Here is a 13109-nt window from a genome sequence, read left to right on the forward strand (position 1 = left end):
AAGCCTCAACCGGCCTGGGGCTGAACGGTGCGGGGCTCGACCGGGCTGGGCCGTGGATGGCGCAGAGCCTCGACCGGACTGGGGCCTTGACCGGAATGGGCCCGTGGACGGCCAAAGCCCCAGCGGGTGGGCGCGGGCCGCGAACCTCGACCGGGCTGGGCCCGCGGACGGCGCTGGCCCCAGCCGCGGGCCGGGGCGTGAGCCAAGAAGCCTCGGCGATCGCTGTCAGTGGCTGAGCTGAGCCCGGAGCCTCAGGTGCTCAATACACCTGTGCGGTAGATGGTGCCCGCGCAGGCGTCCGGGATGGTCACCTCGGCCGTGAGGTCGCCTGCGGCCGGGATGTGGGAAACCGTGATGCTGCCCTCCGCCCGGCCTCCGTCGGCGGCGCCGAGCTGCGGCTCGGTGACAGCTCCATCGGCCTCGGTCGCAGCGCCGGAGGAACCGCCGTCGGCGGGCGGCGTCGGGTCGGGCGAGGCGGTCGTGGTGGGGCAGGTCTCCGAGGGGACGAAGGCGAACTTCACCTCGTAGGACGCGGCCGGTCCCAGCAGCAGCGCGGTGGGCTCGGGTGCCGGGTCGGGCAGACCGGTCGCCGGGTCGCCGGCCACGTGATCCACGACGCTGATCTTGGCGGCGTCCGCGGCGCCCGCGGTGTGGAAGACGACCGAGCCGGCTTCGGTGACCGCGCAGCTCGTGGCGGACGTGTTGGCGATACGGAAGGCGCCGTAGACCTTGCCTTCGGCGTCCGGTGCGCCGACCTCCGCACCGTCCACGACGAGCTGGCTGGAACCACAGGTGGGCGTGGTCGGCGGGATGCTCTCCTCTGGCACCACCTGAGCGACCGGTGACTCGGAGGCGCCCGCACTCCCCAGGGCGTCCGGCGAGGTCGTCGGGGAGGGCTCGCCGGAGCGGGCGGGCCCTTGTCCGGGGCTGTCACCGCCCGGCACGAAGTCACCGGCGTCGTTCCCGGCCTCGTCTCCGGTGCCGCCCTGGGCCTGTTCGCCATGGCCCGCGTTGACCGGCCTGGCGGGGTCGAGCGCCCCGGACTCGGCGACCTGGACGAAAGCGGGGATGGCCACACCCAGCAGGACCACGGAGGCCGCCGCACCGACCAGCGCCTGGCGCTTACGGGCGCGCCGTGCGGGGACCGCCTTGCGCAGCCGCTCCAGCGTCCCGTCCGCCGGAGCGAGGTCCTCCACGGCCTGGTGCAGCATCCGCCGCAGGCCGAGCTCGTCGAAGTCGGGTGCGGCGGGCGCGCTGTGGTCGTCAGGCCCTTGGTGCTCGTGGTGCTGTGGCCCGTGGTTCACAATGTCGTTCCCAGTCCGGTCGTCCTGATCGTGCTCGCGCCCGTTCATGCCGGGGCTCCCATGGCGACGCGCAGCGCCGCGATACCGCGTGAGCCGTACGCCTTCACCGAGCCCAGGGATATCCCCAGGGTCTCGGCGACCTGGGCCTCCGTCATGTCCGCGAAGTACCGCATAACGAGGACCTCGCGCTGGCGGCGTTGCAGTCCGCGCATCGCCTTGATCAGCGCGTCCCGCTCCAGCTGGTCGTAGGCACCCTCCTCGGCGCTCGCCATGTCGGGCATCGGCTTGCTGAGCAGCTTCAGCCCGAGGATCCGGCGGCGCAGCGCGGAGCGCGAGAGGTTCACCACGGTCTGGCGGAGGTATGCCAGGGTCTTCTCCGGGTCCCGGACTCGGCTGCGTGCCGAGTGGACGCGGATGAACGCCTCCTGGACGACGTCCTCACAGGACGCGGTGTCGTCGAGGAGCAGGGCCGCGAGGCCTAGCAGCGACCGGTAGTGGGCGCGGTAGGTCTCGGTGAGATGGTCGACAGTGGTGCCCGCGGTCATCGTCTCCTCAGTGCCCCTGTGCGGGGACGGCGGGGAGGACTGCGCCGATGACGGCTGGGACGGTATGCGGGTGGGGCGCGGGGCGGGCATCGGGGCGATCACCGGCATGCCGCCGACGGCACGGGGCCGCCGGAGCGGTCGCAGACCGTCGGCGCCGCCGGCGGGCGATGGTGCGAGGCCCGCGGGGCGGGGGGACGGGAGCAATGCCGTGCCGCCGCGGACCGGGACCGCCGCTGTGATGTCGAGTACCTCTGCCACGCTTGTTGGACACGCTTCCCCCCGTCAGGGTTGTACGCGCAAGCCACCGCTCTTGACGGTGCACTGTTTGCCCCGTACGCCCCGTATGCCCTCATGCGTTTTCGCTCTTCCCCAATGCCCCATGTGACGCGGCACAGTAGAAGGGGCGACCGCAAAGACGCCCACCCGCCGACCGCCGGTTGCGGATTGACGGGAAAGCGTCGTCGAACATGCCCACCCCGGTTCAAGCGATACACGCAAGTCACGCACTCGGACGGCACACAACCCGACTTGCCCACGAGGTGTTCACAGATCCTACAAAAGTTCAGCGGCAGGGCTGTCAGGAGTCCCCCGCAACCTGGATCACACTACGGAGCGCAACTACGCGCGGACGATGGCCTCGGCGATCTGAGCGGTGTTCAGCGCGGCACCTTTGCGCAGATTGTCCCCGCATACGAAGAGTTCGAGTGCGCGGTCGTCGTCCATCGCGCGCCGCACCCGACCCACCCAGGTCGGATCGGTGCCCACCACATCCGCGGGCGTGGGGAACTCACCAGCCGCGGGATCGTCGAAGAGCACCACTCCGGGCGCGGTGGCGAGGATCTCGTGGGCCCGGTCGACGTTCACCTGGTGCTCGAAGCGGGCGTGCACGGAGATCGAGTGCGCGGTCACCACCGGCACCCGTACACAGGTCGCGGAGACCCTCAGCTCAGGCAGCCCCAGGACCTTCCGGGTCTCTGCGCGGATCGCCAGTTCCTCGGACGACCAGCCGTCCTCGGCGAGCTCCCCCGCCCAGGGCACCACATTGAGCGCCATGGGGCCGGGGAAAGGGCCAGTGCCGTCGCCGACCGCGCGACGTACGTCCCCGGGGTGGGTGCCCAGCTCCGTGCCGGCGACCAGAGCGAGCTGGGTGCGCAGTGCGTCGACGCCGTTCAGCCCGGCACCGCTGACGGCCTGGAAGGCGGTCACCGCCAGCTCGTCCACGCAGAATTCGGCGTGCAGCGCGCCGACCGCCACGATCATCGCCAGCGTGCCGCAGCCGGGGCTCGCGACGATGCCGCGCGGATGCTTCCGCAGGGCATGCGGGTTGATCTCTGGCACCACGAGCGGTACGTCCGGGTGCTGCCGGAAGGCCGCCGAATTGTCCACGACCACCGCGCCCTTGGCGACGGCGACCGGCGCCCAGCGGGCGGCCACCTCGGCAGGCGCCAGGAACAGCGCCACGTCGATCCCCGTCAGCGCCTCGTCGGTGAGCGCGACGACCTCGGTCTCCTCGCCCCGCACGGCCAGCTTGCGGCCTGCCGAGCGTGGCGAGGCGACCAGGCGTATCTCGCCCCAGACATCCGCGTGCTGCGACAGGATCTGGAGCATCACCGCGCCGACGGCCCCGGTCGCGCCGATGACCGCCAGCGACGGCTTGTGGTTCACGGGCGGTTCACCCGGCTCGCCGGGCTCAACGCCCGGTGCCTCCGTAGACGACCGCCTCGTCGGAGTCGCTGTCGAGACCGAAGGCGGTGTGAACCGCGCGGACGGCCTCGTTCACATCGTCGGCCCGGGTCACGACCGAGATACGGATCTCGGAGGTCGAGATCAGCTCGATGTTCACGCCGGCGTCCGAGAGGGCCTCGAAGAACGACGCGGTGACGCCCGGGTTGGTCTTCATCCCGGCGCCGACCAGCGAGATCTTGGCGATCTGGTCGTCGTAGCGCAGCGACTCGAAGCCGATGGCGGTCTTGGTGCGCTCCAGCGCGTCAATCGCCTTGCGGCCCTCGGTCTTCGGGAGGGTGAAGGAGATGTCGGTCAGGCCGGTGGACGCCGCGGAGACGTTCTGCACCACCATGTCGATGTTGATCTCGCTGTCCGCGATGGCTCGGAAGATCGCGGCGGCCTCGCCCGGCTTGTCCGGCACGCCGACGACGGTGATCTTCGCCTCGGACGTGTCGTGGGCGACACCGGAGATGATGGCCTGCTCCACCTTGCGGGCTCCTTGCTCGGCGTGTGGTTCGTTGCTGACCCAGGTGCCCTTCAGCCCCGAGAAGGACGAGCGGACGTGGATCGGGATGTTGTAGCGGCGTGCGTACTCGACGCAGCGGTGCAGCAGCACCTTGGAGCCGGAGCTGGCGAGCTCCAGCATGTCCTCGAAGGAGATCCAGTCGATCTTGCGGGCCTTCTTCACCACCCGCGGGTCGGCGGTGAAGACACCGTCGACATCGGTGTAGATCTCGCACACCTCGGCGTCCAGCGCGGCGGCCAGCGCGACGGCGGTCGTGTCGGACCCGCCACGGCCGAGCGTGGTGATGTCCTTCTTGTCCTGGGACACACCCTGGAAGCCGGCGACGATGGCGATGTTGCCCTCGTCCAGGGCGGTACGAATCCGGCCCGGCGTGACATCGATGATGCGCGCCTTGTTGTGGACCGAGTCGGTGATGACGCCCGCCTGGCTGCCCGTGAACGACTGGGCCTCGTGGCCCAGGTTCTTGATCGCCATCGCCAACAGGGCCATGGAGATCCGCTCTCCGGCGGTCAGCAGCATGTCGAACTCACGCCCGGCAGGGATCGGGGATACCTGCTCGGCGAGATCGATCAGCTCGTCCGTCGTGTCGCCCATCGCCGAAACCACGACGACCACCTGGTGGCCGTTCTTCTTGGCATCGACGATCCGCTTGGCGACGCGCTTGATGCCTTCGGCATCGGCAACGGAGGAGCCTCCGTACTTCTGCACGACAAGGCCCACGTGCGCTCCTCGCTCAGTCTGTGCCGCAGTCATCACTGCGGTCGGCTCAGTTTAACGAGCGGCCCGGGAACGCCCCCTGTGTATCGCATCGTGAGATGTCCCGCTCACGGGGCGATATCCGGGTAATCTCCCGGCCTATCCCGGCGACAACCCGCGGATGTCCCACGATCCCGCGGGCGGGGCGCTCCAGGCCGCTCAGAGCGTTTCTTCCCTAAGCCCGGGAGAGCACGCCCGAATGTGGCGCCCCTCACGCCGGAGGGCGGCGGAGACCCAGCGGAACCGAGTGAGAAACGAGCACCGGTGGGCGCGGAGGCCCTGCGGCCCGAAGGGAAGCCGAGCGGGTCAGGGCGCTGTGCGCAGGCCGAGGGGGCCGGCGATCTCCTGCGCCATCACGCGGCCCGCCTCCTCCGCCAGGTCGTCCTCCGCCACGTCCTCGTCCGTGTCGAGCCCGTCCAGCTCCTGAAGCGGCTGGTCGAGGCGCACGTGGGACACCAGGGACTGGAGGGCTCGCAGGGTCGCCGAAGCGGTCGGGCCCCAGTTGGAGAAGTACGAGAACTGCCACCACCACAGCGCTTCGGTGGTCCGGCCCGCGCGGTAGTGGGCGAGGCCGTGACCGAGATCGGTGACGATGTCCGCGAGGTTGTCCGAGATACGGCAGGCCACCGGCGCCTTGCGCGGCTCGTACGGGTCGAAGACCTCCGAGAACACGTCGACCGGGTCCAGCAGCACCGCGAACCGCTCCCGCAGCTCGTCCACCTCCAGGTCCGGCCCCGTGTCCGCTTCGTAACGCTCGTCCGGGACGATGTCCTCGTGCGCACCGAGCCGGCCCCCGGCGAGCAGCAACTGGGACACCTCCAGCAGCAGGAAGGGCACCGCGCTGTCGGGCTCGTCGCCCTTCGCCACTTCCGTGACGGCCACGATGAAGCTCTCGATCGAGTCGGCGATCTGGACGGCGAAGTCCGCCGGGTCCTGCGTGGTGGAGTGGAGCGTTGCGTCAGACATCGAGAAGTCGTCTCCCCTCGAAGGCACGCCCGAGCGTGACCTCGTCGGCGTATTCCAGATCGCCGCCAACGGGCAGTCCGCTGGCGAGACGCGTCACCTTCAGGCCCATGGGCTTGATCATGCGCGCCAGATAGGTGGCGGTGGCCTCGCCCTCAAGGTTGGGGTCGGTCGCCAGGATCAGCTCGGTGACCGCGCCGTCCGCGAGCCGGGCCAGCAGCTCACGAATCCGCAGATCATCCGGGCCGACGCCTTCGATCGGGCTGATCGCACCACCCAGGACGTGGTAGCGGCCGCGGAACTCGCGCGTCCGCTCGATCGCCACCACGTCCTTCGGCTCCTCGACCACGCAGATGACGGCCAGGTCGCGGCGCGCGTCCCGGCAGATGTTGCACTGCTCCTGCTGCGCGACATTGCCGCACACGGCGCAGAACCGGACCTTGTCCTTCACTTCGAGGAGTGCCTGCGCGAGGCGGCGGACGTCGGTCGGCTCTGCCTGGAGGATGTGGAAGGCGATCCGCTGCGCGCTCTTGGGACCGACGCCGGGCAGCCTGCCCAGTTCGTCGATGAGGTCCTGAACCACGCCTTCGTACAACGGAACGCCTCTCCTGGCTGAATGGCTTCGATGGTTACGGTAGTTGGTCCGCGTCCGGCATAGAAGGCTCGTGAGAGCCTCGCGAAAACCTGGAACGCTAGAACGGCAGACCGGGGATGCCGCCGCCACCGCCGAGGCCTTGGGCGAGCGGGCCGAGCTTCTGCTGCTGGAGCAGCTGCGCGTTCTCGTTCGCCGCCTGGACCGCCGCCACGACGAGGTCGGCGAGGGTCTCGGTGTCCTCCGGGTCGACGGCCTTGGGGTCGATGACCAGGGCGCGCAGCTCTCCTGAGCCGGTGACCGTGGCCTTGACCAGTCCGCCGCCCGCCTGCCCGTCGACCTCGGTCTGCGCAAGCTCCTCCTGAGCCCGTGCGAGGTCCTGCTGCATCTTCTGGGCCTGCTGGAGCAGCTGCTGCATATTGGGCTGACCACCACCGGGAATCACGGGTCGCTCCTGGTCTTCTCGTCGACGACTGTTTCGGATGTATCGGTAAACCGAGCCTACGTGGTCATGGGTCGGCTCGCCCCACCCAGTGGGCACCCGTTCGGCTCCGCCGTCCGCACCAACTCTTTCGAGTGAGTTCGTGCCGGAACGAGCGTCCCCGTGCTACCGGAGCGGGCCCCTCGTGTGAGCGGAATTACCGGCATCCCGGCCCCACAGCTCGTCATTCGGCGGTAGGAAGGCTCTGCGCACTACACCTCACGGCACCCCACGGCGTCCTCGTACGACTTGCGTCACGCACGGTTAGCTGGGTCACGTCCCGTCCCGTAGTGACGTGTAGTCACCTGTAGTCACGCAGAGCGCAGAGGAGTGCCCCGGTGAGCCAGCCGGAGATGCAGCCCGACCTGACGGCCCGGCCCTTCCCGCTCGGGGACTGGGGGGAGCCAGCAGAGCGTCTGGACGAGCTGTACCGCTGGGTCGAGGCCAACGCCCTGCGCACCGCCGACTGGTATCTCCGCGACCGTACGCGCAAGCGCCGATGGGCCCGTGCGCTGCGGATCGGTACGGCCCTCGGGGGCTTCGCGGGCGCCGCGCTCCCCCTGCTCCACCTCACCGATGTGCTCGCCGGAGCCGCGACCTGGGGTTATCTGTCGCTGCTGCTGGCCGCCGCATGCCTGGCCTGCGACCGCTACTTCGGACTGACCTCCGGCTGGATGCGCTCCATGGCCACGGCCCATGCCGTGCGGTGCCGGCTCCAGGCCCTGCAGTTCGACTGGGCGGCGGAGAGCGTCCGCGAGGTGCTCGGCCCCACCGAGGGCACGGCGAGCGAGGCGGCCGAGCGGTGCCTAGGAGTGCTGCGCCGCTTCTCCGAGGACATCACCGAACTGGTGCGGGCCGAGACGGCGGACTGGATGATCGCTTTCCGCTCGGGCCCCGCCCCGCTGATGATGCAGGCCGTAGCCGCGTCCCCGGCGTCCCGCCAGGACACCGGGACCGGCGCAGGCCAGGCGTCGGGCCGTTACCCGCTCTCCCCGCCGACCCGGCCGAACATGCCGCGGCAGCGCCCGCCCGAGCCGCGCTGAACGCCTCCGGCCGGTCACCTGGGAATCAGGCGACCGGCCGGAGGCTCACGAAGGAGAGGGAACAGTGCCGGAGGTCAGCGAGCGACGGCTCCGGTGGACTTGCTGACCGCGTAGCCGCTGCTGTGCCCGGTCCGGACCGCCTTCACCCTGACCGTGATCTTCTTGCCGCGCTGCGCTGTCTTCAGCACCAGCGACGACCTGGTCGCCCCGGTGATCGCCGTACCGTTCGCGTACCACTGGTACGTGTACGAGGCCGGTGCGGGCGACCAGGTCCCGTGGGAGGCCTTGAGCGTTCGGCCCACCTTGGCGGTGCCCGTGATCACGGGCAGCTTGCTCGCCTTGGGTGCGCTGCCCTTGGCCACCGTGACCGCGGCCGAGGTCGCCACGCCCTTGGGATGCTCACTGTGGCGTGCTGTCACCGTCACGCTGAGCTTCTTGCCGAGCAGCGACGCGGGCACGGTGTACGCGGAGCCGGTGGCCCCGGCGATGGCCTTGCCATCCGCCTTCCACTGGTAGGAGGACGAGGACCCCGCCGGTGTCCACGAACCGGAAGTGGCCGTGAGCCTGGCACCGACCCGGGCGGTGCCGTTGATCTTCGGGGCGGCGGTGTTCTTCACCGGGGCCTCGGTGACGGTGAAGTAGCCCCTGGAGTACTGCCATCCGCGGGCGTGGACGGAGATGCTCCAGGTGCCCGCCGCGGCGCCCTTCAGGTCCAGGACGGCCGTCAGCGTCCTGCGGTCGGGCGCGACCGCTGTCGTGGTGGCCTCGATGCACCTGCCGTTCGAGCAGATCTTGACGGTGTGGTCCTTGTGCAGCGCGGTGCCGGTCACCGTGACGGCGACCTTGCTGCCGGTCGTTCCCGTGGTCGGGGCGACCGATCCGACGGACACCTCCTCGGTCCCGCAGAACCCGCCCGTGCAGGTGATCTCGGCCTTGTAGGAGGTCCCCGAGGTCTTCTCAGGCAGTCCGAGCACGAAGACGCTCGGGATCACGTCCTTGGTGTAGGACTCGGACAGGTAGCACTCGTGGCCGCTCCCGTCAGCACCGGCGTATGCGTAGCAGCGGTTGTTCGGCTTGCTGCCGCCGTACATCGCCGGTACGGCCGTGTCCTTGGCGCCCTTGGTGTCGGTGACCCGCACGTCGAAGCGGTCGTTCCAGGCGGTGGGCAGCACCGCGCACATGGCCGAGTGCTGCTCGTCCAGGGTGCCGGTGAAAGGACCGAATCCGTAGGTGACGCTGGGGACCTTGACGCATTCGGGCGCCGGGCCCGCCGCGGTGCCGATGCGCAGCGCGTCAAGCCGGTACGACGAGGCGGCCTTGTCCCCCGGCCGCACCCCGAGGAGCACCTGGTAACTGGTCGAACCGGTCACCGAGCAGGCTTTGTTGACGTAGCCGCAGAGGGCATTGCCATTCGCGTCGAAGGGCAGGATGTTCGCGCTGCCGAGGGCGTCGCGGACATTGAGATGCAGGGTGTCCTTGGCGCTGCCCGTGGTGATCCGGTGGCAGACCAGCCCACCCGGTGCCCGTAGGGAGCCACCCGTCGAAGGCCCGCCCACGGCGGACGCCTTGCCCACGGCACAGCCCTTCGCGGTGCCCGTGACATCGCGGCGGGTCAGGGTGTACGAGGCGGGGATGTCGTTGCCGTTGAACAGCACGGTGTGCGCGACGCCGGGCGCCAGCCCGCAGGTGCTCCAGGTGGACAGGGCCGCCCGGACCGAGCAGACTTCCTCGCCCATCGCGTCCAGCACCGTGTACTTCGCGACGGACGACCCGGATTCGGCGACGAGTTGGATGTTCTCCGTGGCGCTGTGGTCGTCAGCGGGGATGCTCAGGCAGTGCGAGAACACCCCGTCACCCGTCTTGAGCAGGGCCGCCGCGGTCCTGTCGGTGAAGTCGCCCGCGGGGAGGTTGGTGCAGCCGGTCTCCGAACCGTCCATACGGTGCAGCGCGAGAATGTAGGCGCCGGAAACCGGTTCGTCGCCGTGATCCGGCGTGATCACGACTCGGTACGGCGCCTCGCCTTTCAACACGCAGGCGCCCGAGCTCTGTTCGGTCCCGGAGCAGACGGCGGTGCCGTTCGCGTCCACGACGTTCGGATCGAGGTCCGGGCCCTGACCGCTGACGGTGGTGAGCGCGGCGATCCTGGCTCCCGTGGGCAGTGGCAGGATCAGGCAGTCGATCTCGCCGGCAGCCCCGAAGGTGCCCTGGTAGGTGCCCAGTCGGCCTGGAACGCAGCCTTCGGTGGACTTCCAGTCGACGATCAGGGTCTGATGGTCGGTGAAGACGGTGTAGTCACCGGCGGCGGGCAGCTCGCAGTCATCTCCGCCCTCGCACACGGCCTTTCCCGCCGAGTCGTGGACCCGGACCCGCTCTCGCAGCTCGGAGTCGACCTCGTACACCGAGTACCGTCCCGCCGCGGGCGCGGTGAAGGTCTTGCAGCCGCTCGGCGGATCCGCCTTGGTGGGGGCGGAGTCGAAGGCGTTCAGGGATACGCGGGTGCAGCCCTCCGGGTCGTTCAGGCGCCGGATGGTCAGGCGGTAGTCGGCGGGGAAGCCGCGGTCTGCTTTCTGTACCCAGGTGAGGACGCGGTAGGGGCCATCACCCGGGAGTACGCAGCCTTCGGTTCTGTCCTCGTTGAAGCGCGGGCAGATGTGGGCACCGGTCTCGTCGGTGATCCAGGACCGAAGCTCACCGTAGTGGACGGTCTCCGCCTCGACGACGATCCGCTCGCCGGGCCTGCCCGCGAAGGGGTGGCACTGGACGGCCAACGGGCTCGGCGAAGAACCGGTGTAGGCGGCGCCGTCCCAGGACGTGCCCTTCTCCGGGAGGCAGCCGGCGGTGGTCGCGAGCGGGATGACGGCGACCTGGGCGCGGGCGCTGTCCCAGCCCCGGTTGACGACCTTCAGCGTGTAGGTGCCCACGCGGGGCAGCTCACACCAGCCACTGCCCCGGTCGGTGTCGTAGCAGGACAGCGGGTCCCCGGTGCCGTCGGCGTTCTCGTGGACCTGTTCGTACAGCTCGCCGCCGGTCCCGTCGGGACTGGCCACAAGGACCCGGTGCAGTCCGGCCGCTTCGGCGGAGAAGGTGAAGCAGGCGCTCCCGGACTCGGCGATGGTGGCCTCGCCCATGGCGCTGCCCGGGTCCCCGAAGGGAGCGAGCGGCAGGGCGGCGCATTCGTCGTCGGTAGCGGCGCCGGCCGTGGCGACGCCCTTGCCGGATGCCCACGCCGTACCCGTGGGCATCAGCGCCGACAGCGAGGCGGCCAGAAACGCCAGGACAAGCAGAAAAGCGGTCGGTGCGGTGTATTGCGCCGGTCTCACGCGCACACCCCATGGACCCGGACGGGTCATCCCGTTCCCCCCAGAGCGGTTACCAGTGTGAAGAAAGTGTGCGGTGATGATCGCACACCCGTCCGAGGCTCAGCTGAAGATGATCATGGAGCCCTGACCGAGGCTGCGCGTCGCCGCCGCATGCAGGCCGAGCCAGACGTGCCGCTCGCGGGCGAAGGGGCTCTCGTCGTACGGGATCGGGCCCGCGGGCTCCTCCAGCGAGGTGGGGCGGGTCGGCGGGGCGGGGGCGGCCGGGGGGTTGGCGGGATCGATACCGATGGCGGGGGCCACCAGCTCCAGTTCCCGCAGCAGACCCTGCGACGAGCCCAGCGGGCCGCCGGCGGCGAGGAGTTCCTCATTGGAGAGAGGGGCGTCGAAGTCGACGGGGACGTACGCACCCGCGTGGTCGTAGTGCCAGACCAGATGGGACTGCTGGGCCGTCCCCTCGAACATCTCCAGCAGTTGCTCGTAGTCACCGCCCAGTTCGTCGACCGGGGTCACCGCGAGTCCGCAGAGCTGGAGCAGATAGGCCCGGCGCAGGAAGTGCAGGGCGTCGTAGTCGAAGCCCGCGACGGGCGCGACATCGCCCGAGAGTCCTGGCATGTAGGCGAAGACGGGAATCGTGGGCAGACCCGCGGCGGTGAGGGCCTTGTCGTATGACGCGATCTCTTCGGCGAACGGGTTGTCAGGGCTGTGGCACAGCACATCGACAAGAGGGACCAGCCAGAGGTCACAGGCCAAGACGAGCTCGCTCTCCATCGGATCGTTCGGTGTGCGGTTTGTGCGATGGTCTTTACGCGCTGGTCGGGACAGCGTAGTGCCACGGGGCTGACGCGGACAGTCAGCGCGCACCACTGGCCAGCGGCGTTGGCCGAAGGTACGCGGTCACTGGGGAGCCAGCGGCGAGCCGGAATAGCCGGGTTCCCCGGGACGGCCGGGGTCCCTGCGCTGCCCCGGTACCCCGCTTGCGCCGGGGTGCCCGCGGTCCCCGCGGCCTTCGGGATCCCCGCAGTCCTCGGAGTCCCCGAGGTGCGGGAGTCGCAGGCCGTGGCCCGCGCGGCGTTCCAGGCGGTCCGCCCAGGCCAGGGCATGTGCGTTGTGGGCCATGATCAGGTCGCGGGCCGTACGCGCGTCGCCGCTGCCGATGGCCTCCGCGAGCTCGTCGTGGCCGCTCCACAGCCAGGTCCTCAGATCACTCTCGGCACGCAGGTGCGGCACGGCGAACACCCACGCCTGTACGCGCAGGCGGTGCAGGAAGTCGGCGATGTAGACGTTGCTGACGAGGGCGCCGAGCTCACGCCAGAAGCGCACGTCGTAGCCGATGAGGATGTCCACGTCGGTCGCGCGGGCCGCCCGCGCGGCCTCCTCGGCCCGGCGCCGTACGGAGCCCAGGGCCGGGCCCGGCCCCAGCGCGACCCGTGGGGCGCCGTCCCGGCGGAAGATGCCGTCCACGATGAGCGAGCGCGCCTCGACCATGCCCCGGAAGTCCTCGACCGAGAATCGGTGCACCTGGAAACCGCGGTGCTGGATGGAGTCGAGCAGCCCCTGTGCGGTGAGGTCGACCAGCGCCTCCCTGACAGGTGTCGCGGACACCTCGTAGGTGGCGGCGATCTCCTTGACCGTGAACTCCTGCCCGGGCTGCAGGCGCCCAGCGAGCACCTCGTCACGGAGCGCGTCGGCGATCTGCTGGCGCAGGGTACTGCGCGTCACAGCGGCGCTCGCGGGCATGTTCGGGTCCCCTCCGGGTTGGTTCACGACACCTTAAGCCAGGCGGAGGGGACCCATCCGGTGTGCTTCGCCACGTCCGGCGCGATCGTCGGGAGCACGGGGTGCATAGGCACCCCG

The 13109-nt window shown here is 70.1% G+C and carries 11 protein-coding genes; 1 reads left to right on the plus strand and 10 read right to left on the minus strand.

Annotation, left to right across the window (positions count from 1 at the left end; translation table 11 throughout):
* Positions 1 to 251: 251 nt before the first annotated feature.
* From ACFWI9_RS15765 to ACFWI9_RS15795, 7 genes are all read right to left on the minus strand, one after another.
* Positions 252 to 1352 (minus strand): hypothetical protein, encoded by a 1101-nt coding sequence (locus tag ACFWI9_RS15765; protein WP_387162263.1) that lies wholly within the window; start codon positions 1350 to 1352, stop codon positions 252 to 254.
* On the minus strand, positions 1349 to 2107 hold the full coding sequence (locus tag ACFWI9_RS15770; RefSeq protein ID WP_387162265.1) for a SigE family RNA polymerase sigma factor: 759 nt from the start codon (positions 2105 to 2107) through the stop codon (positions 1349 to 1351). Before ACFWI9_RS15770 ends, ACFWI9_RS15765 begins: the two co-directional genes overlap by 4 nt.
* A 360-nt stretch (positions 2108 to 2467) precedes the next feature.
* The gene (locus ACFWI9_RS15775; protein WP_387162267.1) at positions 2468 to 3514 is read right to left on the minus strand and encodes an aspartate-semialdehyde dehydrogenase; all 1047 of its coding nucleotides are present in this window, start codon (positions 3512 to 3514) and stop codon (positions 2468 to 2470) included.
* A 25-nt stretch (positions 3515 to 3539) separates the two neighbouring features.
* The gene (locus ACFWI9_RS15780; protein ID WP_387162269.1) at positions 3540 to 4820 is read right to left on the minus strand and encodes an aspartate kinase; all 1281 of its coding nucleotides are present in this window, start codon (positions 4818 to 4820) and stop codon (positions 3540 to 3542) included.
* A 342-nt stretch (positions 4821 to 5162) separates the two neighbouring features.
* Positions 5163 to 5822, minus strand: a complete 660-nt coding sequence (locus ACFWI9_RS15785; RefSeq protein WP_387162271.1) for a DUF5063 domain-containing protein — start codon at positions 5820 to 5822, stop codon at positions 5163 to 5165.
* Entirely contained in the window at positions 5815 to 6414 is a 600-nt protein-coding gene (gene recR, locus ACFWI9_RS15790) for a recombination mediator RecR (protein ID WP_361290475.1), read from the minus strand. Before recR ends, ACFWI9_RS15785 begins: the two co-directional genes overlap by 8 nt.
* A gap of 97 nt (positions 6415 to 6511) precedes the next feature.
* Positions 6512 to 6856 carry a YbaB/EbfC family nucleoid-associated protein gene (locus tag ACFWI9_RS15795; RefSeq protein WP_338677642.1) on the minus strand — a complete coding sequence of 115 codons (345 nt, stop codon included), beginning with the start codon at positions 6854 to 6856 and terminating at the stop codon, positions 6512 to 6514.
* A 389-nt stretch (positions 6857 to 7245) separates the two neighbouring features.
* On the opposite strand from ACFWI9_RS15795, the gene ACFWI9_RS15800 reads away from it, so the two are divergent.
* A complete protein-coding gene (locus ACFWI9_RS15800; protein WP_387162290.1) occupies positions 7246 to 7935 on the plus strand; it encodes an SLATT domain-containing protein in 690 nt (229 codons plus the stop codon).
* Between the two features lie 74 nt (positions 7936 to 8009).
* Here ACFWI9_RS15800 and ACFWI9_RS15805 read toward each other — a convergent pair whose 3' ends face one another.
* The 3 genes from ACFWI9_RS15805 to ACFWI9_RS15815 all read right to left on the minus strand — a co-directional run bounded on the left by ACFWI9_RS15805 (position 8010) and on the right by ACFWI9_RS15815 (position 12974).
* On the minus strand, positions 8010 to 11255 hold the full coding sequence (locus ACFWI9_RS15805) for a hypothetical protein (protein WP_387162273.1): 3246 nt from the start codon (positions 11253 to 11255) through the stop codon (positions 8010 to 8012).
* Between the two features lie 99 nt (positions 11256 to 11354).
* On the minus strand, positions 11355 to 12005 hold the full coding sequence (locus ACFWI9_RS15810; protein ID WP_387162293.1) for a hypothetical protein: 651 nt from the start codon (positions 12003 to 12005) through the stop codon (positions 11355 to 11357).
* Positions 12006 to 12149: 144 nt separating this feature from the next.
* Complete coding sequence (locus tag ACFWI9_RS15815) at positions 12150 to 12974, minus strand: GntR family transcriptional regulator (RefSeq protein WP_387162275.1); 825 nt, start codon at positions 12972 to 12974, stop codon at positions 12150 to 12152.
* Positions 12975 to 13109 lie beyond the last annotated feature (135 nt).

The sequence above is a fragment of the Streptomyces sp. NPDC127084 genome (assembly GCF_042724175.1).
Taxonomy (GTDB): domain Bacteria; phylum Actinomycetota; class Actinomycetes; order Streptomycetales; family Streptomycetaceae; genus Streptomyces.

Excerpts from the sequence above, each read along its gene's own strand:
- ACFWI9_RS15800 (WP_387162290.1), top strand. The coding sequence starts at position 7,246 with ATGCAGCCCGACCTGACGGCCCGGCCCTTCCCGCTCGGGGACTGGGGG.
- ACFWI9_RS15765 (WP_387162263.1), bottom strand. The coding sequence starts at position 1,352 with ATGAACGGGCGCGAGCACGATCAGGACGACCGGACTGGGAACGACATT.
- ACFWI9_RS15785 (WP_387162271.1), bottom strand. The coding sequence starts at position 5,822 with ATGTCTGACGCAACGCTCCACTCCACCACGCAGGACCCGGCGGACTTC.